Origin of the sequence: Micromonospora deserti (assembly GCF_003236335.1) — a bacterium.
Taxonomy (GTDB): Bacteria; Actinomycetota; Actinomycetes; order Mycobacteriales; family Micromonosporaceae; genus Micromonospora; species Micromonospora deserti.
The window spans coordinates 1-20,489 of the sequence record NZ_POUB01000093.1; the positions used below are offsets into that span (position 1 = coordinate 1).

Below are 20,489 nucleotides of genomic sequence, written 5' to 3' on the forward strand. Positions count from 1 at the left end.
GTTCGGGGCCGCGGCGGGACTCGGGGGTGGTGCCGCGCAGACGGGCGATCAGGCGCATGCCGTGGAAGATGACCAGCGCGGCGGCGGTGCCCAGGGCGATGCCGTTGAACGACAGGTCCCCGGCGGTCAGGGTGTAGTTGGCGGCGCCGACGATTACCGCGACCGCCGCGGTCAGCAGGTTGATCGGGTCGTGGAAGTCGACCCGGTTCTCGATCCAGATCCGGGCGCCGAGGATGGCGATGAGGCCGTACAGCGCGGTGGTGGCGCCGCCGAGCACGCCCGCCGGCACGGTGAGGATCAGCGCGCCGAACTTCGGGCTGAGCCCGAGCAGCATCGCCGCCACCCCGGCCACCCAGTACGCGGCGGTGGAGTAGACCCGCGTCGCCGCCATCACGCCGATGTTCTCCGCGTACGTGGTGGTGCCGGAGCCGCCGCCGGAGCCGGCGAGCACGGTGGCCAGGCCGTCGCCCAGGAACGCCCGGCCCATGTCCCGGTCGAGGTTGCGGCCGGTCATCGCGGCGACCGCCTTGACGTGCCCGGCGTTCTCCGCGATCAGCACGAGGATCACGGGGATCACCAGCACGACCGCGCGCAGCTCGAAGCTCGGCGCGTGAAACTCCGGCAGGCCGAACCAGGCGGCCTCGCGCAGCCCGGTGACCGCCGCCGGGTCGAGGCCGCCGAGGACGGCGGCGAGCAGCCAGCCGACCGCCACGCCGAGCAGGATGGACAGTCGGGCCAGGAAACCGCGGAAGGCCACCGTGGCCAGCAGGATCGCGACCAGCGTCACCACCGCGATCAGAGGCTGGGCCTGCACGCCGGTGCCGCTGCCGCCGCCGTCCCAGGCCACCGGGGCGAGGTTCAGGCCGATCAGCGCGACGATCGCCCCGGTGACCACCGGCGGCATCAGCGCGTCGATCCAGCGCGACCCGGCGAGTTGCACGACCAGCCCGACGACGGCGAGCACCGCACCGGCGACCAGGATGCCGCCGAGGGCCGGCCCGATGTCGCCGCCGGCCTTCGCCGCCAGCACCGGCGCGATGAAGGCGAAGGACGAGCCGAGGTACGAGGGCAGCCGGTTGCGGGTGATCAGCAGGAACAGCAGCGTGCCCAGGCCGGAGAAGAAGAGCGTGGTCGCGGGCGGAAAGCCGGTGATCAACGGCACCGTGAAGGTGGCGCCGAACATCGCCACCACGTGCTGCACCCCGACGCCCAGCGTGCGCGGCCAGGAGAGCCGCTCGTCCGGGTGGACGACGTCGCCGGGCCGGACGGACCGGCCGTCGCCGTGCACCGCCCAGGGGGACCAGCGGGACCGTGCCTCGGTGGGGGACTGGGTCATGGCGCGCCCTTCACGTCGACGGAGCTGACGGGGGCGTGACCGACCCTGGACGTTGATTTTTGCACGACCGGCGGCGATCGGTGACGGCGGGCGGTGGCGAACGGTGGCTGCGTGCACCGCGTCGGCAGTCCGCTGCGGTGGCTGGCCGCCGAGCGGGCGGCTGGCACCCGGATCCTCGGGGTGGAGCTGGCCGACGAGGCGATCCGACTTGGTGACCTGCCCGCCGCGTGGCCGCGCCGTGGTGGTGCTCGGGCACGAGCCCACCGGTGCAAGATCGCCGGGAGCCGGGAGCCGGGAGCCGGGAGCCGGGAGCCGGGAGCCGGGAGCCGGGAGCCGGGAGCCGGGAGCCGGGAGCCGGGAGCCGGGAGCCGGGAGCCGGGAGCCGGGAGCCGGGAGCGGGTCAGGCGACGCCGGCGGGGCGGAACTGCACGCTGACCCGGGGGCCGACCGGGCGGGCGGTCTTGGGGATGGCGTGCTCCCAGGTGCGCTGGCAGGAGCCGCCCATCACGATCAGGTCGCCGTGGCCCAGCGGGAACCGCAGGCTGGCCCCGCCACCGCGGGGGCGCAGCAGCAGCGGCCGGGGCGAGCCGAAGGAGACGATGGCCACCATCGTGTCGGTGTGCGCCGAGCGGCCCTGGGTGTCGCCGTGCCAGGCCACGCTGTCCCGGCCGGTGCGGTAGAGGCACATGCCGGCGGTGACGAAGGGCTCGCCCAGCTCCGGCGCGTAGTGCCGGGTCAGTGTTTCGCGCGCCTCGGTCAGCACCGGGTGCGGCAGCTCCCGGCCGCCGGCGTACCAGCAGAGCAGGCGGGGCACGTCGACCTCGGCGTCGTACATGGTGCGGCGCTCGCCGCGCCACGGCACCTCGCGCAGCAGCGTGTCGAGCACCTGATCGGAGCCGCGTACCCAGCCGGGTAGGTGGTCGACCCAGGCGCCCCGACCGAGCGGGTTGCGGCGCAGCTCACCAGCGAGCGGCCCGAGTGAGGGCCCCGCATCGGTGAGGTCGAGCATCGAGGGCTGGTACGCGGCCTGCGACATGCGGCCACCCTACCAACCGTTTCGAACAGGCGTACGACCGTTCAGTTGGAGGGGGTGGCTGACGGCAGCGCGGCGAGCACCGCGTCGGCGACCCGGGCCCGGCCGCGGCCGTCGACGGCGGCCCAGGCCCGGGCCGAGAGCGCGGCGCGCCGGGCCGGGGAGGTGAGCAGCCCGTGCAGGGTCCGCGCGGCGGCGGCCCGGGCGGCCCGCCCGGCCATCCCGGCGCCGGCCAGCTCCGGTAGCTCGCCGAGGCCGGCGACGAGCCCGTGCGCCACCACCCGCCGGTACGACTCGCGCTGATTGTCCACCACGCAGACCAACGCGGCCGGCGCGCCCAGGCAGCACAGCTCCCAGGTAGAGGTGCCGGCGGCGCTGACCACCAGGTCGGCTTCGGTGATCAGGGCGGGCAACTCGTCGGTGGGCGGCACCGCGCAAAGCGACTGCCCCCGCCCCGGTCGCACCGTGGCGAGCTGGGCCTCGACGGCGGGCCGGCCGACGACGACGGTGAGGTCCATCGGGTGCCCGGTGGACAGCAGCACCCGGGCGAGCACCGGCGCGGCGCCGACCGCGTCGGTGCCGCCGAAGAACGCCAGCACCCGGGGCCGGCCCACCGCCGCCGGAGGCCGGGGCGCCGGCGGCCGCGCGGCCACCACCGAGTCCCGCAGCAGGGCGTACGCGCTGCCGGCGAGCAGCCGGCCGGTGGTCACCACGGTCGTCGTGGCGAAGTTCTGGTCGAGGTAGAGATCGGCGTCCTGCCCCCGGGTGTCGCCGTCGACCACGGCGAGGGTGATCACGCCCGCCGCCCGCAGCGCGCCCGCCCCGGCCGGGTCCAGCTCGTAGGAGTCGAGCACCATCACGTCCAGCGCGTGGCGGCGGGCCGCGGCGACCAGTTCGGCGGGCGTGTCCGGCCCGGGACGCAGCGGGACGCCCCGGGCGGCCAGCTGGTCCGCCGCCCAGGCGACGCCCTCCACCGCACCGAACATCTCGACCCGGGCCCCCCGGACCCGGAACTCCTCGCCGAGGGCGAGGGAGCGAACCAGGTGCCCGACGCCACGGCGCGGCCCGGCGTCGCAGCGCAGCCCGACGCGTACCGTGCTCAGGACTCCTCCAACCGCTTCTGCCGGACGCCGGCGTTGACCGCCCGCAGCGCCGGCTGCCCGTCGAGCCAGTCGGCGAGCTTGGCCAGCGGCACGCTGACGTCTCCGAAGTGGTCGGTCACCGCCCGCACCAGGGCCCAGTCGGCCTCGGTGTCGAGGGTCAGCCGCAACGCCGAGCGGTCCGGGGTGAGCGTCACCCCGAGCACCCGGAAAAGCTCCGGACGGGTGTACGCGTACGAGGTGACGTGCACCCGGTGGTGGTCGGTGGCGAGCCGGTCCAGGGTCCGCAGCGCGTCCGCCCGGATGATCTCCACGTCCAGCCCGCGCGGCAGTGTGCGCGCGATCGACGTGCTGGCGTAGTCCAGGCCCGGCACCGCCCGCCAGACCGAGGCCACCAGGCTGATGATCTCCGGGTCGAGCAGCGGGCAGTCGGCGGTGAAGCGCATCACCGCGTCGCCGGGGTGCGCGTCCAGCGCACCGACGAACCGGGCCAGCACGTCGTCGACCGGGCCGCGGTGGCAGGGCACGCCCAGCCGGGCGCACTCGGCGACCACCGCGTCGTCGACCTCGTCGGTGCTGGTGGCCACCACCAGGTCGGCGAGGACCCCGCTCTCCCGGGCGGCGCGCACCACCCGGCCGAGCACGCTGCGCCCGGCGAGCGGTCGCAGCACCTTGCCGGGCAGCCGGGACGAGCCCATCCGCGCCTGCACGATGCCGACGATCCGGGGCGGTGCGTCCCGGTCACCCGGCGCAGCACCGCCCGCCACCGGGCCGGTCGTCGCGTCGGCGGCGACGGCCGGGGACGCGGTCTGCGGGCTGGTCACTGCTGCTCCTCCTGCTTCGGGGCGAGGGCCTCGCGGGCCCGGCGCTTGGCGGCGCGGGCGCCGCGCCTGGCCAACCGGGCCGGGGTGATCGCCAGCCGGCCCACCCGGTAGCTGAGCGAGCCGCTGAGCAGGTTGATCGTGGCGTCGGCTCGGCGCAGGGCCCGTTCCCGAGAGGTGAGCAGCTCCTCGGTCCATTTCAGCAGGGCGGCCAGCCGGGTCAGCTCCTCGCGCTGGCGCAGCCACGCCTCGCGCAGCTGCTGGTAGCTGCGCGGGCCGACCGGCGGATCGGTCGGCTCCACCGCGCCCAGCTCGGTGGCGAGCGTGCCCCGACGGTCGGCGTCCAGGCCGTGCAGCGCGGCGGTGATCGCCGCCTCGGCGTCCACCGCCGCGGCGACCGTGGCCCGGTCCAGGTCGCGTCCGGCGACACCACCCAGGACGACGGCCACGCCGGCGACGTCCAGGGTGGACGTCCAGGGGTGGGCGTACCCGCCGGTGAGCAGCTCGGCGGCGAAGCGCCACAGGGCCCGGGCCAGCACCACGTCGCCGGCCAGCGGCTCGCTGGCCTGCCAGCTCGGGTCGAGCACCGCGAAGGCGTCCCCCGCGACGACCACGTTGTCGGCGCCGGCCAGCGCCACGGCGCCGCCGATCCGGCCGTCGTCGCGGGCCTGCCCGGTGAGCCAGTCCGCGTACCCGCGCAGCACCCGGCGCAGGGTGTCGAGGTCCCGGCGCAGGCAGGCGTCGAGCAGCACGGTGCGCAGCAGACGCCCGGCCGGCACCGGGCCGGCGAGCACCGCCGGGTCCCGGTACGCGGCCTCGCGGGTGGCGAACGGCGCTGCCGGCCCGGCCGGTGCGGCCGGGCCGGCCCGCCAGCACCAGCCGTCCGGGCCGTCGACCACCTCGACCACGCCGACGTCCGGCGGCCCGGTCTGCACCAGCGCCACCGGCAGCTCGGCCCGACCGGCGGCGGCCGGCGCCGCGGCGTCCGCGCTCCGGCGGGCCAGCACCAGCCAGCCGGGTGCCAGGTCGGCGGCCCGGCCGGCGTGCAGCGCGTCGACCGCGAGGCGGGCCGGGTCCTGAAGCACGTCCCGGCGGGCGTAGCCGCCCGCGCAAGCGCCGTGCAGCACCGCGTCGAGGAGCCCGGAGGTGGTCCGTTCGGCCAGCGGGCCGGTGGCCACGAGCGCGGTGGCCGCGGCCGGCTGCGGGTACGCGGCCCAGCTGCCGTCGACCCGCACCCCGGCCCGGTCGAGCCGGTCCCGTGCCTGCCCCAGGTTGGCCGGCCGGTCGGTGTCGAGCACCCCGCCGACCGCCCAGGCATCGTCGTCGCGCCGGGCGTACCAGGGGGAGGCGGCGACCAGCCGGTGCAGACCGAGCGGGTTGTCCAGCCGCAGCAACAGGTCACCGCCGGGGCGCAGCGCCGCCACCAGGCGGTCGAGCACGCCGCCCCAGCCGAGCCGGGTGCCCTCGACCGACTCCACGGCGTCCAGGCCGGCGCCGGCGATCACGACGTCGAACCGCTCACCGTCGGGCAGCCCCGCCGGGCCGCCCACCACCACCCGGGCCGCCCGCTCGGCCAGTGCCACCCCGTCCGGGTAGCTGCGCAGCAGGCAGGTCACCTCGGCGTGCGCCAGCCGGTCGAGCAGCGCCGGGTCGTGCGGGCCGGCCAGCAGCACCCTTGCGCCCGCGGGCACGATCCGGGCGGCCAGCGCCGCCAGCGGCCCGCCCGCGGCGAGGCGCTGCTCCGGCAGATCGGACCAGGCCAGCATCTCCCCGCCGGGCAGCGCGATGCGGGGCGCCGTCTCAGTCGTCAACTCGTCTCCTCCTGGAGGTTCGCCCACCCGAGCAGCTCGCGCAGCTCGGCCGGCGTGCAGCGGTGGTCGGTGCCCAGTTCGGACCGGGCGATCCGGACGGCGGTCGGCAGGTCCACCTGCTCGCCGTGCAGCTCCGGCCACTGCCGGCGGATCCGGGCCGTCCCGCCGAAGGTCGGGTCCTCGTTGGCCAGCACCATCGGGTCGCCGTAGACGGCGGGCTCGCAGCCCGCGGCGATGCCGTAGAAGATCGCGCTGGTCAGCCGGTTGGAGGCGACCCGGCGGTGCCGGCGCAGCTCGGTGAGCTGCTTGTCGAGGAAGTACGGGTCGGTGTCCCTCCACCAGTGGCCGCGGTAACCGTGGCAGATCACCCGGAAGCCGGCGTTCTCGTAGAGCCGGCGCACCCGGCGCATGCCGTACTCGTGCCAGTAGAGGCAGACCGTCACGGGGCCGGGCTCGGTGTCCCGGATCCGGGCGATCAGCTCCTTGTGGTCGCCCTTGACGTGCTGGCCCTCCCAACCGTGGAAGGGGTACCAGATCGTCCCCTCCCGCTTGGTGGGCGGCGGGTCCGCGGGGCGCATCGCCAGCAGGTAGACGAAGGGCGCCCCGATGACGACCACGTTGCGCCGTCCCACCGACCAGGCCCGCCGCCGGGTCTGCTCGGACCAGAGCAGGCTCGGGGTCCGTTCGGCGTACGGGTGGCCGGGGGCCAGCCCGTCGCCGATGTTCCAGCCGTGCTGCACGTACCCGTTGATCCGCGGCGGGTGCCCGTCGCCCAGCCCCGTGTAGCGGGCCAGTACGTGGGCGTGGCCGTAAAAGTGGTTCGCGTGGTGCATCGGTCGTTCCCTCAGGCGGCCGACCGCGCCGGGGCGGCCCGCAGCGCCGCGCTCAGCGCGTCGATGACGCGGTCCTGGTCGCTGTCGGTGAGGTCGGGAAAGAGCGGCAGCGACAACTGCTGCTGGTAGAACGACTCGGCCACGGGGCAGGATCCGCGCCGGTAGCCCAGGTCGGCGAAGGCCGGGTGCCAGTGCACCGGGATGTAGTTCACCTGCACCCCGATACCGGCGGCGCGCATCCGGTCGTACACCTCGCGGCGGCGCCCGTCGAGCACCCGGATCGGGTAGAGGTGCCACGCCGGGTTCGCCCAGGACCGCCGCCCCGGGGTCAGCACGCCGGGCAGGTCGGCCAGGGCCTCGTCGTAGCGTGCGACGAGCCGGGCCCGGGCGGCGAGGAAGTCGGCGAGCCGGCGCAGCTGGCTGCGGCCCAGCGCGCAGAGCACGTCGGGCAGCCGGTAGTTCAGCCCGAACTCGTGCACCTCCTGGTGCCAGCCGCCCTCGTCGGGCCAGCGCTGCTCGTCGCGGTCCCGGACCAGCCCGATGTTGCGGAACCGGCGGGCCCGCTTCAGCAACTGCGGGTCGCCGCTGGCCACGGCGCCGCCCTCGGCCGTGGTCAGGTTCTTGGTCGGGAAGAACGAGAAGGTGGTCAGGTCGGCCAGCGTACCGACCGGCCGGCCGCGGTAGGTGGCCCCGATCGAGTGGGCGGCGTCGGCGAGCAGCAGCGCGTCGCCGCCGGTGGCCGCGCGCAGCGCGTCGTAGTCGGCCGGGTGGCCGGCGTAGTCCACCGCGGAGACCACCCGGGTCCGGGCGGTCACGGCCGCCGCCACCGCCGCCGGGTCGAGGGTGAACGTCTCCTCCTCGACATCGGCGAAGACGATCGTCGCGCCGAGCGCGACCGCGCTGCTGGCGGTCGCCACGAAGGTCATCGGCGGCACGATCACCTCGTCGCCGGGGCCGACGCCGGCCGCCGCGTACGCCACGTGCAGGGCCGCCGTGCCGTTGGAGACCGCGGCGCAGCCGGCCCCGCCGGTCCACCGGGCCAGGTCCGCCTCGAAGGCGTCGACCTGGGGGCCGGTGGTGAGCCAGTCGCTGCGCAGGGCGGCGACCACGGCGGCGACGTCGTCCTCGGTCACCGACTGCCGGCCGTACGGGAGCAGCGGCGTCATGCGGCGATGCCGAGCATGTCACGCAGCTGCGCCACGCTGAGCCACTCGTCGTTGCTGTCCGACTGGTACGCGAAGCCGTCCGGCACCGGCTCGCAGCCGACCGGCGGCTGGTAGCCCCAGGTGGCGATGGTCGGCTGCACGATGAACCGGTCCTTCGCGCGCAGCGTCCGCCGGCTGTCGTCGGGGGCGATCATCTCCTCGTGCAGCTTCTCGCCGGGCCGGATGCCGATCTCGTGAGTGGTCGCCGCCGGGGCGACCGCCTCCACCAGATCGAGGATGCGCATGCTCGGGATCCGCGGGACGAACAGCTCCCCGCCCTGCATCTGGTCGAACGAGTCGATGACGAACTGCACGGCCTGGTCGAGGGTAATCCAGAAGCGGGTCATCCGCTTGTCGGTGATCGGCAGGCTCTTCCCCTCGGCGGCGAGTCGGCGGAACAGCGGGACCACCGAGCCGCGGCTGCCCACCACGTTGCCGTAGCGCACCACCGCGAACCGGGTCGGGTGGTGCGCGGCGTAGTGGTTGGCGGAGACGAACAGCTTGTCGCCGACCAGCTTCGTCGCGCCGTACAGGTTGATCGGGCTGGACGCCTTGTCGGTGGAGAGGGCGATCACCTTCTTCACCCCGGCCTCGATCGCCGCGTCGACGACGTGCTGCGAGCCGGTGATGTTGGTGGCGATGAACTCCGACGGGTTGTACTCGGCGGTGTCCACCTGCTTGAGCGCGGCGGCGTGCACCACATGGTCCACCCCGTGCATCGCCCGGGTCAGCCGGTGCCGGTCGCGGATGTCGCCGATGAACCAGCGCAGCCGGGGGTCGTCGCCGAGCTGCTGGCGCAGCTCGTACTGCTTGAGCTCGTCGCGGGAGAACACCACCACCCGGGCCGGGTCGGCCTCGGTGAGGACGTGCCGGAGGAACGTCCTGCCGAAGGAACCCGTTCCTCCGGTGATCAGAATGGACGACCCATTCAACTCACTCAATTTGGTGCTCCCGTGTCCGTGGATGATCCGGCGGCCCTCGGCCCGCTGGCCGGGTGGGAACGCTAGACCGGGCGGGTTAACGGGCCGACGCCCGCGGGTTAACCGATCGCGCTTCTCCCGTGAATGCCGGACAGCGGGCAGGCGAACACTTCCGCCCAGGTCAGCGGCGGACTGACCGGGCCGGGGCGGCTCGCTACAGTAGCCGCGCGTGACGGCGCGGGCGGTCAGCGGGCCACTGGCGCGTCGTCCGTTCCCCGGCCCGCCGCGGCGGCAGGGCAGCGCGCTCCGCGCCGCCGGGACAGCACAGTGGACCTCGCCGGCGGCCGTCCCGGGCACCGCGGGTCCGGGGCGGGGCGGCGAGGAGATCAGGGAGGCGGCGATGGTGGCCGGCAGCGACGTGAGGGAGCGGGCACCGGCCCCGGTCGGGGCGCCCGAGGGCGTACGACGCCGCTGGGTGGTGCCGCTGCTGCTGGTCCTCGGCTGGCTGCTCGGCGTCGCGTGGCGGATGTGGCTGGCCCGGCACCTCACCCTGCCGATCGCGCACACCGACGAGGACAGCTACCTCAACACCGCCCGGGCGCTGGCCGGCGGCCCGGGCGGGTTCAGCAGCGAGAACGGCCCGTTGCGCCGGGTCGGCTACCCCATGCTGATCTCCCCGGCCTTCCTCGGCGAGCGGGACTTCACCGCCAGCTACCGGCTGGTGCAGCTGATCAACGCGATGGTGAACGCCACCCTGCTGCCGCTGGCGTACCTGCTCGGCCGGCGGCTGCTCGGCCTGCGCCGGCGGCACGCCCTGGTGGCCGCCGTGGCCGCCGCGACCCTGCCGGCGGCGGCCTTCTACGCGAGCGTCGCCATGATCGACGCGGTGCTGGCGCCGCTCGTGGTGGCCTGGCTGCTCGCCGTGCACCGGTGGGTGGACCGGCCCGGGCCGCTCGCCGCGGCCACCGTCGGGCTGCTGGTCGGCGCGTTCCACCTGCTGCACTCGCGGGGGCTGGTCATCGTCGCGGTGCACGCCGGGCTGGTGCTGCTGCTGCTGGCCCGCCGCCGGATCAGGCCCGCCGCGGTGCTGGCCGCGGTGCTGCCGGTGCTCGCCCTGGCGCTGGTCAACGAGGCGGGCATCCGGCTGCTCGGCGACCGGGTCTACCTGCTGGGCGACCCGCCCGGCGGGGGGACCCTCCAGGCCGTCGCCTCCGGCCGGGGGATGCTGCGCCTGGTCGCGGCGGTCGGCACCCAGCTGTGGTATCTGGTGGTCATCACCTTCGGCCTGGCCGGCGTCGCGTGGGCCGCCGCGGTGCGGGAACTGCGCCGGCCGGAGCGGGGCGACGCCGCCCGCTGGACGGTCGGCGTCGCGCTGGTCACCACCGTGGGGGTGGCCGGTGGCGCGTCGGTGATCCTGGCCGGCATCACCTCGAAGCCGCTGGACGCGATCTACGGCCGTTACGTGCAGATGCTCGGCCCGTTCTGGCTGCTGGTCGGCGTGGGAGTGCTGCTGACCGCGGCGTACCGGGTGCTGCTGCGCCGCACCGCCGTCGTGGTCGCCCTGCTGGTGGTGGGCGCCGCGCTGATCAGCGCCCGGCTGGCGTACGTGGCCGCCCGGGGCAACAGCCTGCGCTACGGCGGCTTCGGCGCGCCCGACCTGATGGCGCTGACCGGGGGCTGGCGGGAGTTCCGGCCGCTCACCGGGGCGGCGGTGGGCGTCGCCGCCGTGCTGGTGCTCGTCGCCGCCGTCCGGGTGCCCCGGCTGCGGGTGCCGGTGCTCGCCGCCCTCGTCGCGGTGAACCTCGCCACCATGCAGGTGATCTCCGCGCGGCTGGTGCGGCCGATGACGGCGGCGACTGCCCCGACGCCGCTCGTGGCCGACCTCGGGGTACGCCCTGGGGAGCGGGTCTTCGCCTCCACCGGGGTGCACTACATCCTGCGGTTCAACCTCAGTCACCAGGTGACCTGGACCGACGTGCGCTGGTTCCGGGAGGAGCCGCCGGCCGCCGCCGACGTGGTCCTCGTCCGGTGGGCGCCGGGGGAGCCGGACGACTGGGACGGTGGCCGGTACGGCTTCGTCCGGCTCGGCGGCAACCCCGAACAGCACTGGGCGGCCTGGCGACGGGGCTGACCGCGGGACAATTCGGCCGGGCGCAGTTAACGGAGGATGTCGCATCGGGTGACGCTTGGTTAATGGTGCATGGACAATTATCGCCCGGCCGGGAAATCACCGTCGACGACGATTCGCCCGCTCCAAGGAGATGGGGATGACCGTGATTTCCCGGCCGTCGGAAATCTCCTGCCGCGGGGTGCCCTCGACGAACCGGAAACGGCGGTTCATCTGCCGTACGACCGTGTTGTGGCCGAGCACCTCGCCGTCGAGCCGGTCGAGCGCGAGGTCGTCGAAGGCGTAGTCGACCGCCTCCCGCATCACCGCCAGCCAGGCGGGCAGGGTCTCACCCCGCTCAGCCAGCCCCTCGGCGTCCAGGTAGAAGCCCCAGGAGCCGGTGCGGGACCCGTCCAGCCGCAGGTCGAAGAAGGTGACCACGCCGCAGGGCCGGCCGTCGCGCAGGTATGTCAGCACCCGCCGGGTTGGGTCGGTCCGCACCGCCGACCACCACCGGGCGTGCTCCTCCGGGGTGATCTCGTGACAGGTCTTGCTGACCTGCCGGTTGGTTTCCTGATTACGCCAGGACAACATCAGGTGAACGTCGTCCCCGGTCGCTTCGCGCAGCACGTACCCCTCGCTTTCCACGTTTTTCCTCCGGTCGCCCGGCACCTTACCGGTGGGCCCCGGGAAATGAGCTGTCCATTCTCCGCGCGGTACACTCCGCCGCATGAACGAATTGAGTCGCGCGCAGATCCGCGACCTCATGGCGCAGGTGCTGGGGAACCAGGGCAAGGTGCTCCCGGGCGACGACGCGGCGGAGCTTCGGGAGATCGGCTTCCGGTCGCTGGACTTCTCCGAGCTGGCCCTGCGGGTCGAGGACGAGACGGGCGAGGAGCTCAACTTCGACGCACCCGGGCTGCGGCGGATCGCCACCGTGGGCGACGTCCTCGACTTCCTCGTCGACCTACAGCGGCAGCAGTGACCCTCGCGACGCCCCGCCCCTCGACCGCCGGGCAGCCGGAGCCGGCCGGCGTGGACAACCCGGTCGTCGTCGGGGGCGTCACACTCACCTGGCGGGCGCTGCCCGAGCTGACGCTGCCCGCCCCCGCCGCCGTCCTCGCGCCCGACGCCCGGTGGGCGCTCGCCGCCGCCCGGCACCACGCGGTGCACGGGACCGAGCTGCTGCTCACCGGGGCCGGCCGGGTCGACGAGGCGATGCGGGCCGAGCTGCTCGACGCCGGGTTCACCGTCACCGCCCTCGGCGACAGCGGCGCGGCGCACAGCTCGCCGGCCCGGCCGCGTCCCGCCGAGCCGGGCCGGCTCTGGCTGCTGACCTCCGGCTCCACCGGCCGCCCGAAGCGGGTCGGGCACACCCTCGACTCGCTCACCACCGTCCGGGGCGCCCAGCCGGAGCGCACCTGGCTATGCCCGTACGCGCCGGGTACCTACGCCTGGTGGCAGGTGGTGACCCTGTCCCTGACCCAGCCGGGGCAGCGGCTGGTGGTGGTCGAACCGGAGCAGCTCGACGACTGGCCGGCGCTTGCCGCCGCGCACGGCGTGGACGCCGCCTCCGGCACGCCCACCTTCTGGCGCCGCACCCTCTACCGGGACGCCGCCGCGCTGGCCCGGGTGCCGCTGCGCCAGCTCACCCTCGGCGGTGAGCCGGTCGACCAGGCGATCCTCGACCAGCTGCGGGACCTCTTCCCAGCCGCCCGGATCTCCTGGATCTACGCCTCCTCTGAGGTGGGCGCCGCCATCGTGGTGCACGACGGGCGGGCCGGCTTCCCGGTCGACTGGCTCGACCGGCCGGCACCGGGCCGCCCCACACTCTCCGTACGCGACGAGGAACTGGTGATCACCTCGCCGTACCACGGCGCCGGCCTGGCCGGAGCGGTCCGCACTGGCGACCGGGTGCAGGTGGTCGGCGACCGGGTGCTGATCACCGGCCGGCTCGACTCCGACGAGATCAACGTCGGCGGCAGCAAGGTCTCCGCCGGGCTGGTCCGCGACGTGCTCACCGCGCACCCCCGGGTGGCCTGGGCCCGGGTCACCGGCCGGCGGGCGCCGGTGCTCGGCCGGATGGTCGTCGCCGAGGTGGTACCGACCCCGCACGCCGCTCCGGCCGTCGGCGAGGCGCTGGACGAGGCGGCGCTGGTGCGCTGGTGCGCCGGCCGCCTGCCCGAGCACGCGGTGCCGCGCCGGATCCGCGTCCTGACCGAGATCCCCGTCAAGGAGACCCTGAAGAGCGATGTCTGAGCACGCCGAACCCCAGCCCGTCCCGCCCTCCTCCGTGGTCCTCGTCTCCGGCGGGTCCCGCGGGCTGGGCCTCGCCATCGTCGCCGACCTGCTCGACCGGGGTGTACGGGTCGCCGCCTTCGCGCGTACCGTCACCCCCGAGCTGGACAAGCTCGCCGCCGAGCACCCCGACCGGCTGCACGCCGGCCCGGTCGACGTCACCGACCTCGCCGCCGCGCAGGCGTTCGTCCGGGACGCGGAGGTGCGGCTCGGCCCCATCGACGGCCTCGTCAACAACGCCGCGATCGGGCAGGACTCCCTGCACGTGCACACCGCCACCGGCGACATCGCCCGGATCATCGAGACCAACCTGACCGCGCCGTTGCAGCTCACCCGCCTGCTGGTGCGGCGGATGCTCGGCCAGGGCCGGCGCGGGCGGATCGTCAACATCACCTCGATCTGCGCGCAGCGCGGCTTCCCCGGCCTGGTCGCGTACTCCGCCACCAAGGGCGGCATGGACGCCGCCACCCGCTCCCTGGCCCGGGAGTTGGGCGGCCGGATGCTGGTCAACGCGGTGGCCCCGGGTTTCTTCGCCTCCGAGATGTCCGCGGTGCTCGGCCGCACCCAGCTCGACCAGATCGTGCGTCGCACCCCCAGCGGGCACCTGACCGAACCGGCGGAGGTCGTCCCGGTGGTGCGGATGCTGCTGCGCGAGCAGACCAACATCAACGGCCAGGTCATCGTGGTCGACGGTGCCGCCTCCGTCTGAGCCGGCCGAGGCCGTCCGGCCCGGGCGCCCCGCCGGTCCCGGGCCGGACGCCGGGCGCCGGCCGGTCGGGGTCGGGCTGGTGGGTGTCGCGGAGCCGGCGGTCGGTTCCGGGCCGGTGCGCGCCGCGCCGCCGCGACCGGTGCCGGCGCTGCTCGCCGCCGCCGAGCGCCACCTGCGGGTGGACGGCGCGGGCGGGCTGGCCGCCGCGATGACCCGTAGCCACCTCGACGACGGGCGCTGCGTCGGGTGGTACGGCCCACCGACCCCCGGCTGGCGGGTGGCGGTGGACGCGGAACGCGCCGGCGCGCCGGTTCCGGCGGCCCTGGCCCGTCGCTTCGGCCGGGCCGACTTCTGGGCCCGCTGGACCCGGGCGGAGTGCTTCTGCAAGCTCGCCGACGTGCCGGTGGCCGCCTGGTGGCGCCGGCACGGCCTGGGCGTACCGCCCGAGACGCCCGCCGTCTGGCGCACCCTGCGCCTGGCCGACCTCGTGGTCACCGTCGCCTTCGCGCCGCTGCCCCACCCGCCCCGCGGGTAGGTGATCCCTATCCCCAGATCCTGGTCGGCGTCGGCCGCGACAGGGGCCGACGCCGACCAGGAGCTTCGGGCATGGTCGGGACGAGCGTCAGATGAGGTCCCAGGTCAACGGGGTGCCGCGGGGGACGTCGGTGGCGAAGGTGCGCCCCAGGACCCGGTCGATCTCCACCGGCGGCAGGCCGCCGGCGGGACGGATGGAGCGGACGTTGTCGGCGGTCACCGGATCGCCGGCCCGGACGTCCTGCACCACGAAGAGGGAACGGCGGAAACGCAGCCCCTCACGCTCGGCCGGGGTGGGGCCGATCGCGGTGCCACCCAACGCCGCGTACGCCCGCCCCGACTCGGCGACCAGTGCCGCCAGCTCGGTCGGGTTGAGCGAGAAGTCGGAGTCCACGCCGCCGTCGGCGCGGTCCAACGTCACGTGTTTCTCGATGAAGCAGGCGCCCAGCGCCACCGAGGCGACCGCCACCCCGATGCCGGGGGTGTGGTCGGAGAGGCCGACCGGCACGCCGAACGCGTCCGCCAGCACCGGGATACGGCGCAGGTTGCTGTCGGCGGGCGGCGCCGGGTACGAGGCGGTGCAGGCCAGCAGCACGATGCCGCCCGCGCCGCCGTCCCGGGCGGTCCGCACGGCCGCGTCGATCTCGGCGGCCGTCGCCATGCCGGTGGAGATGACCAGCGGCTTGCCGGTGCTCGCGACCAGCCGGATCAGCGGCAGGTCGACCAGCTCCGACGAAGCGATCTTGTACGCCGGGGCGTCCAGCTCCTCTAGCAGCTCAACCGCCGTGGCGTCGAATGGCGAGGAGAAGACTGTCAACCCCCGCTCGCGGGCCCGCGCGAAGATCGGGGCGTGCCACTCGTACGGAGTGTGCGCCCGCTCGTAGAGCCGGTAGAGATTCTCCCCGCCCCAGAGCTCGTGCCCCGAGGAGATGCGGAAGGCGGGGGTGTCGACGTCGATGGTGATCGTGTCCGGGCGGTACGTCTGGAGCTTCAGCGCGTGCGCGCCGGCCGCCGCGACCGCGTCCACGATCGCCAGAGCCCGGTCCAGGTCACCGTTGTGGTTGCCGGACATCTCGGCGACCACGAAGGGTCGCTCCCCCGCACCGACCGCATGCGGTCCGATCTTCAGTGTCGCCGTCATGTCCCGTCCTGCCGTTCAGGTACGTCCGCGCCTGGGCGCGGCCTTGCCGTCGTCGTCCATGTGGACGACCTGGAAAACATGGGCGCCGGGGAGCGGTCGGGCCCCGGCGGATGATGCCGGACCCGCCGGCTCACCGCGGTCCGCGACCGGCCAGCGCGTCGGCCTGGTCGGGCGCCTCCGATCCGGCCGACGCGCCGGGCGCGGAGGATCCCCGGTCCCGCGCGGGATCCCCGCCACCGGACCGGCGCAGCCGCCCGGCCACCCGGTGCGCCTGCCGCAGCGCCGCGTACGCGAGGTAGTTGTTCCGGCCGACCAGGCGGTGCTTGAGCCCGGCGACACCGCCCGGGCGAGGGTAGCCGCCGGCGGGCAGATGCCGGCGGTAGTGCTCGGCCACCCGGCGGAAGAACGCCCGGCGCAGGTGCGGGTGCAGCCGGTCGTCGTTGCCCACCACCACCAGGCAGTGGCTGATCATCAGCTGGAACAGTTCGGCCTGCAGCCGCTCGTCCGGGTGGCGTCGCCGCACCCAGTCGAGCAGCCGGTCGTACTGGTCGAAGGCGTCGAAGTGCCGGCCGCTGCGGGTCGAGGTGATGGCGCCCTGCCGGCCCTGGCGGTACAGGTAACACACCCGGTCCAGCACCGAGATCTTCTCCGCGCCGATCAGCAGCGGATGGCTGAACGGGATGTCCTCGTACCAGCCGGGGAAGAAGCGCAGCTCCAGCTCGTCCAGGAAGGCGCGGCGGACCACCTTGTTCCACGCGGTGTGCTGCACCCGCAGCAGCTGCGGCTGGTCGGCCAGCCGGACCACGCCCGGCACGCCGCGCAGCAGGTGGCTGCTCGCGTCGACCTCCCAGCGGCCACCCTCGTGCACCCGCAGGTGGTCCACCATCAGCACGTCCGGCTGGTGCTCGCGCAGCCGGTCCAGCACCGCCGGGATCGTGCCCGGGGGTAGCCAGTCGTCGCTGTCGACGAACCACACGTACCGGCCGGTCGCCACCTCCAGGCCGGCGTTGCGGGCCAGGCCCAGGCCCACGTTCTCGGTGAGCTGCACGACGTGGACGCCGGGCCGGCCGGCGGCGTACGACCGGAGCATCTCCCCGCACCGGTCCGGGGAGGCGTCGTCGACGGTGACCAGCTGCACCGCGCCCTCCGCGCCAGCGGGGATGTCGGCGCGGATCGACTCGAGGCACTGATAGAGGTACGCCTCCACCCGGTGGACGGGCACGACGATGCTGAGCAGCGGCGCGCGCGTCGGCTCAATGACCACGCCGACACCTTCGACCCCGCGGGTGGCCGGACCCGGAACCTCACGTGGCCGGCGGAGGTGGAGTCATCGAACAGCCGCCGACCGGCGGGTTAACGGTTCAGGATGCGGCGTACCGGCCCGCCGATGGCGCGCCGGACCCGGGCGCGCAGGCGCTGCTCCTCCAGCGTCTCCACGTCCCGCCGCAGCTCGGCGTTGCGGTCCCGCAGCCACTCGATCCGGCTCAGCAGCACGTCCTTGGCGGTCGCGGCGACCGGCCGGACGGCGGGCGGGAAGGTGGTGGCCCGGACCTGCGCGTCGAAGCGGGCGGCACTGTCGCCGTCGGCGAACGAGTGCCCGAGGTCGTGTCTGGCGAGGAAGGACAGCATGGTCTCGAAGCGGGCCTTGTGGCCGTCGTTCAGCGCGGTGTAGTCCGCCTCGTCGTAGAGCTGGGCGGCGTCGACGTCCGCCGGCACCTCCTTCATCACGCGGTGGGGGATGTCGAAGTACCGCGCGAGTTCGAGCGTGCGCGAGTCGTGCGCGAAGAGGTAGCCCGGCGTACCGGAGATCAGCGCGGTGATGGTGCCGTGGATCCGGGTGCCGAAGGCGAAGTCGAACCCGGAGAGGTAGTCCATCCACGGCCACGGGTCGACGAACATCCGCACCTTGTCCTCGGTGAACAGCGGGTGCGAGGTGTGGACCGGGATCGCGCTGGACCTGCCGCGGTCCTCCGGTGCGTCGCCGTAGAGCAGCGTGCCCAGGGTCTTCAGGTCCTGCGGCAGGTAGCGCAGGTTCGGGTACCGCTCGTGGTGCCGGGCGATGATCTTCGCCATCGACTTGACGTACGGGGAGACGGTCAGCGCCACCCGGTCGTGCGGCTCCAGGGCCGCCTTCTTCTTCTCCACCCGCAGGCTGTCGCCGTGCAGGAACATCGACGGGCAACCGATCACGTCGACCGCGGAGAAGCCCAGCGCACGCAGGTAGCTCTCGGTGATCTCACCCCGTACGCCGATGCTGTGTGAACGCTCCAGCACCGCCCGAACGAAGCGGCTGACCACGTCGTCGAGCGGGCGCAGGTACTCCCGGTCGCCCGTCACGTCGGTCTGCACGCCCACACCGAGCACCACCACCGGGATGTTCAGCCGTTCGATCAGCCGGGTCATGGTGACGATGCGGTGTGCGTAGCTGCGCCGGAAGGCGTTGGCCAGCGGGACGACATAGACGTCGTACCGCTCGTTGATCATGTCGGCGTCGCGCAGATCGACCTTGAACTGGGTCGAGGTGATCTCCGCGGTGGCGGTCCGGAGCAGCTTGTGCGCAGCGTGGCTGAAGACGAGGTTGCCGTTGTTCTCGCCGATCCAGTTCCCCTCGAACGCCTCCTCGGCGGAGTAGACGTCGAACGGGCCCTTCTTCGCCCGCATCAGGATTCGTTGGTGCATCCGCACTCCGTCTCTCGACCATTGCCGGGTCCCGGAATACTAGGACACCGGACATTCCGCGTACAGGTGCTCGAAACCGTGGCGTCACCGGCCAGTCAGGCGCCTGCCCAGGCGGCGGGTAGGGTGCCCGGCGGGCGGCACCGCCGCGGGCCGCCCGGCCGTGGGGCCGTTCGACGACGCGGCCGAGGGGAGTCATGCGTGCTGTCTCTGCACCCGGTCGGGACTCCGGCATGACGGGCGCGGCCCCCGCCGACCGGCTGCCGTCGCTGACCGGCCTGCGCTGGATCGCCGCGCTGCTGGTCTTCGGGTTCCACGCGGGAACCATGCGCATCATCGCCGAGCCCGACCACCAGGCCGTGGTGAACTGGCTGTTCACCCTGGGCCTGAGCGGCGTGCAGTTCTTCTTCATCCTCAGCGGCTTCGTGCTGGTCTGGTCGGCCCGTCCCGGGGACTCCCGGCGGCGGTTCTGGCGGCGCCGGGTCGCCAAGATCTGGCCCAACCACGTGGTGCTCTGGGGGCTGGCGCTGCTGGCCGCATTCTGGTTCGCCGACCCGGTCGACCTCGGCGCCGCCCTGGAGAACCTCTTCCTGCTCCAGGCGTGGGACCCCCGGCCCGGTCACTTCTACAGCATCAACACGGTGAGCTGGTCGCTGTCCTGCGAGTTCTTCTTCTACCTCTGCCTGCCACTGGCGCTGCCGCTGATCCGCCGGGCCCGGCCGTGGGCACTGTGGGCGGTGGTGGTCGCGGTGCCGCTGCTGATCCTGGCGCTCTGGCCGGCCCAGGCCCTGGTGCCCGAGGCCAGCCGCTGGTGGTTCACCCAGGTCTTCCCGCCGGTGCGGTCGCTGGAGTTCTGGATGGGCGTGGCCGCCGCCGAGCTGATGCGGCGCGGCCGGTGGCGGGGGCCGGGGCTGCCGCTGGCCAGCCTGGTCTTCGTGGCCACCTGGGTGGTCGCGGCGCAGTGGATCCGGGCCGAACTGTGGGCGGCGCTGCTCTCCGTCGCGTACATCCTGGTCATCACCGCGGCGGCGGACGCCGACGTGCGCGGGCGGCGCTCGCCGTGGCGGTCCCGCCCGATGCTCTGGCTCGGCGAGGTCTCCTTCGCCTTCTACCTGGTGCACGTCTTCGTGATGGTGACCGTGCTCCGGCTCACCGGTGACTGGGGGGTCGGGTTCCGCGGCTGGTGGGGGCCGGCGGTGGTGCTCGGCTTCCTGCTGGTCACCCTGGCGCTCGCCGGGTTGCTGCACCGGTTCGTGGAGACGCCGGCGATGCGCCTGCTCGCGCCGCGCCGGCGAAACCGGGTCGCGCCGGAGGGCTCCGGTCCGGCGGCCGGCGACCGGCGCCGCGGCACCGCGGTGGGGGAGCGCGCCGTGCCGCGCCCCCGCACCGCCGACCCCGAGGTCGACCACCGACCGGCGTACGTCGACACGCGCTGACCCGGTCCACGGTGGCCGGCGCGGCCGGGGCGACACGCCCGGCGGGCGGTGTGGGCCTGCGGAATTCCGGATAGCGTGGTCGCGTGCTTCCCGTCGCGCTCACCTGTCCCCTGTGGTGGGTGGCGCGGTGGGCCGCGCGGCTACTGACCGGCTTCGCCGTCGCGGTCGCGTTCGCCCTCGGCGCCGGCGCACTCCCGTCGGCCGGCGCGCCGTCGTCCGCGGCCACGTGCGACGCGTCCGCCGCCGCCCCGACCTGCCCCGTGGCGGTGGGCGGGGGCGGGGCCGCCGCGAAGGCGGAAGTCTCTCCGGCCGGCGACCCGGTCACCGCCGGGGCGGTCCACGCCGACGCTCCGGCGGCCGTCACCGCCGCGCCGGTCCCGGCGGGTGCCCCGGCCACCCGGTCGGGCGATCCGCTGCGGGCGCCGGGCGCGACCGCTCCGGGCCCCCGCGCGTCCCGGGCGCCGCCGCCCGGCTGAGGCGCGCCGTCCCGCCCCGCGACCCGTACCCGTCGAACCTCGCCACCGCACCC

19 protein-coding genes are annotated in these 20,489 nt (G+C 74.6%); 7 read left to right on the forward strand and 12 right to left on the reverse strand.

What is annotated here, in order from left to right:
• The 8 genes from C1I99_RS15265 to pseB form a co-directional block, all read right to left on the reverse strand.
• A partial coding sequence (locus C1I99_RS15265; RefSeq protein WP_111134886.1) for a uracil-xanthine permease family protein occupies nucleotides 1–1,336 on the reverse strand: 1,336 nt, incomplete at its 3' end.
• A gap of 400 nt (nucleotides 1,337–1,736) precedes the next feature.
• Nucleotides 1,737–2,372: an alpha-ketoglutarate-dependent dioxygenase AlkB gene (locus C1I99_RS15275; RefSeq protein ID WP_111134887.1), complete on the reverse strand. Its 636-nt coding sequence runs from the start codon at nucleotides 2,370–2,372 to the stop codon at nucleotides 1,737–1,739.
• 41 nt (nucleotides 2,373–2,413) lie between these two features.
• Complete coding sequence (locus C1I99_RS15280) at nucleotides 2,414–3,472, reverse strand: PseG/SpsG family protein (RefSeq protein ID WP_111134901.1); 1,059 nt, start codon at nucleotides 3,470–3,472, stop codon at nucleotides 2,414–2,416.
• Nucleotides 3,469–4,191, reverse strand: a complete 723-nt coding sequence (locus C1I99_RS15285) for a cytidylyltransferase domain-containing protein (RefSeq protein WP_267897496.1) — start codon at nucleotides 4,189–4,191, stop codon at nucleotides 3,469–3,471. Before C1I99_RS15285 ends, C1I99_RS15280 begins: the two co-directional genes overlap by 4 nt.
• A gap of 98 nt (nucleotides 4,192–4,289) precedes the next feature.
• Nucleotides 4,290–6,101: a class I SAM-dependent methyltransferase gene (locus tag C1I99_RS15290; RefSeq protein WP_111134888.1), complete on the reverse strand. Its 1,812-nt coding sequence runs from the start codon at nucleotides 6,099–6,101 to the stop codon at nucleotides 4,290–4,292.
• Nucleotides 6,098–6,934 (reverse strand): hypothetical protein, encoded by an 837-nt coding sequence (locus C1I99_RS15295; protein ID WP_111134889.1) that lies wholly within the window; start codon nucleotides 6,932–6,934, stop codon nucleotides 6,098–6,100. Before C1I99_RS15295 ends, C1I99_RS15290 begins: the two co-directional genes overlap by 4 nt.
• A gap of 11 nt (nucleotides 6,935–6,945) precedes the next feature.
• On the reverse strand, nucleotides 6,946–8,100 hold the full coding sequence (locus C1I99_RS15300) for a DegT/DnrJ/EryC1/StrS family aminotransferase (protein ID WP_111134890.1): 1,155 nt from the start codon (nucleotides 8,098–8,100) through the stop codon (nucleotides 6,946–6,948).
• Nucleotides 8,097–9,080, reverse strand: a complete 984-nt coding sequence (gene pseB, locus C1I99_RS15305; RefSeq protein WP_111134891.1) for a UDP-N-acetylglucosamine 4,6-dehydratase (inverting) — start codon at nucleotides 9,078–9,080, stop codon at nucleotides 8,097–8,099. The genes C1I99_RS15300 and pseB overlap by 4 nt, the downstream gene beginning before the upstream one ends.
• A 208-nt stretch (nucleotides 9,081–9,288) precedes the next feature.
• Here pseB and C1I99_RS15310 point away from each other — a divergent pair, with 208 nt between their 5' ends.
• Complete coding sequence (locus C1I99_RS15310; RefSeq protein ID WP_146603963.1) at nucleotides 9,289–11,190, forward strand: glycosyltransferase family 39 protein; 1,902 nt, start codon at nucleotides 9,289–9,291, stop codon at nucleotides 11,188–11,190.
• A 96-nt stretch (nucleotides 11,191–11,286) separates the two neighbouring features.
• On the opposite strand, the gene C1I99_RS15315 is transcribed toward C1I99_RS15310, so the two are convergent.
• Nucleotides 11,287–11,814 carry a GNAT family N-acetyltransferase gene (locus C1I99_RS15315; RefSeq protein ID WP_233512513.1) on the reverse strand — a complete coding sequence of 176 codons (528 nt, stop codon included), beginning with the start codon at nucleotides 11,812–11,814 and terminating at the stop codon, nucleotides 11,287–11,289.
• 82 nt (nucleotides 11,815–11,896) lie between these two features.
• On the opposite strand from C1I99_RS15315, the gene C1I99_RS15320 reads away from it, so the two are divergent.
• From C1I99_RS15320 to C1I99_RS15335, 4 genes are read left to right on the forward strand one after another with little or no spacing between them, the layout of a single operon-like run.
• Entirely contained in the window at nucleotides 11,897–12,151 is a 255-nt protein-coding gene (locus C1I99_RS15320; protein ID WP_233512514.1) for an acyl carrier protein, read from the forward strand.
• Nucleotides 12,148–13,425: an AMP-binding protein gene (locus C1I99_RS15325; RefSeq protein WP_111134894.1), complete on the forward strand. Its 1,278-nt coding sequence runs from the start codon at nucleotides 12,148–12,150 to the stop codon at nucleotides 13,423–13,425. Before C1I99_RS15320 ends, C1I99_RS15325 begins: the two co-directional genes overlap by 4 nt.
• Entirely contained in the window at nucleotides 13,418–14,173 is a 756-nt protein-coding gene (locus C1I99_RS15330) for an SDR family NAD(P)-dependent oxidoreductase (protein ID WP_111134895.1), read from the forward strand. The genes C1I99_RS15325 and C1I99_RS15330 overlap by 8 nt, the downstream gene beginning before the upstream one ends.
• Complete coding sequence (locus tag C1I99_RS15335) at nucleotides 14,157–14,708, forward strand: hypothetical protein (RefSeq protein WP_233512515.1); 552 nt, start codon at nucleotides 14,157–14,159, stop codon at nucleotides 14,706–14,708. Before C1I99_RS15330 ends, C1I99_RS15335 begins: the two co-directional genes overlap by 17 nt.
• Nucleotides 14,709–14,795: 87 nt before the next feature.
• On the opposite strand, the gene pseI is transcribed toward C1I99_RS15335, so the two are convergent.
• From pseI to C1I99_RS15350, 3 genes are all read right to left on the reverse strand, one after another.
• Nucleotides 14,796–15,848 carry a pseudaminic acid synthase gene (gene pseI / locus C1I99_RS15340; RefSeq protein ID WP_111134896.1) on the reverse strand — a complete coding sequence of 351 codons (1,053 nt, stop codon included), beginning with the start codon at nucleotides 15,846–15,848 and terminating at the stop codon, nucleotides 14,796–14,798.
• Nucleotides 15,849–15,978: 130 nt separating this feature from the next.
• The gene (locus C1I99_RS15345; protein WP_111134897.1) at nucleotides 15,979–17,112 is read right to left on the reverse strand and encodes a glycosyltransferase family 2 protein; all 1,134 of its coding nucleotides are present in this window, start codon (nucleotides 17,110–17,112) and stop codon (nucleotides 15,979–15,981) included.
• 89 nt (nucleotides 17,113–17,201) lie between these two features.
• Nucleotides 17,202–18,527 carry a polysaccharide pyruvyl transferase family protein gene (locus C1I99_RS15350; protein WP_111134898.1) on the reverse strand — a complete coding sequence of 442 codons (1,326 nt, stop codon included), beginning with the start codon at nucleotides 18,525–18,527 and terminating at the stop codon, nucleotides 17,202–17,204.
• A gap of 230 nt (nucleotides 18,528–18,757) precedes the next feature.
• Between C1I99_RS15350 and C1I99_RS15355 the strand changes: the two genes are divergently transcribed.
• On the forward strand, nucleotides 18,758–19,960 hold the full coding sequence (locus tag C1I99_RS15355) for an acyltransferase family protein (protein ID WP_233512516.1): 1,203 nt from the start codon (nucleotides 18,758–18,760) through the stop codon (nucleotides 19,958–19,960).
• An 83-nt stretch (nucleotides 19,961–20,043) separates the two neighbouring features.
• Nucleotides 20,044–20,436, forward strand: a complete 393-nt coding sequence (locus C1I99_RS15360; protein WP_111134900.1) for a hypothetical protein — start codon at nucleotides 20,044–20,046, stop codon at nucleotides 20,434–20,436.
• The last annotated feature ends 53 nt before the right edge of the window (nucleotides 20,437–20,489 follow it).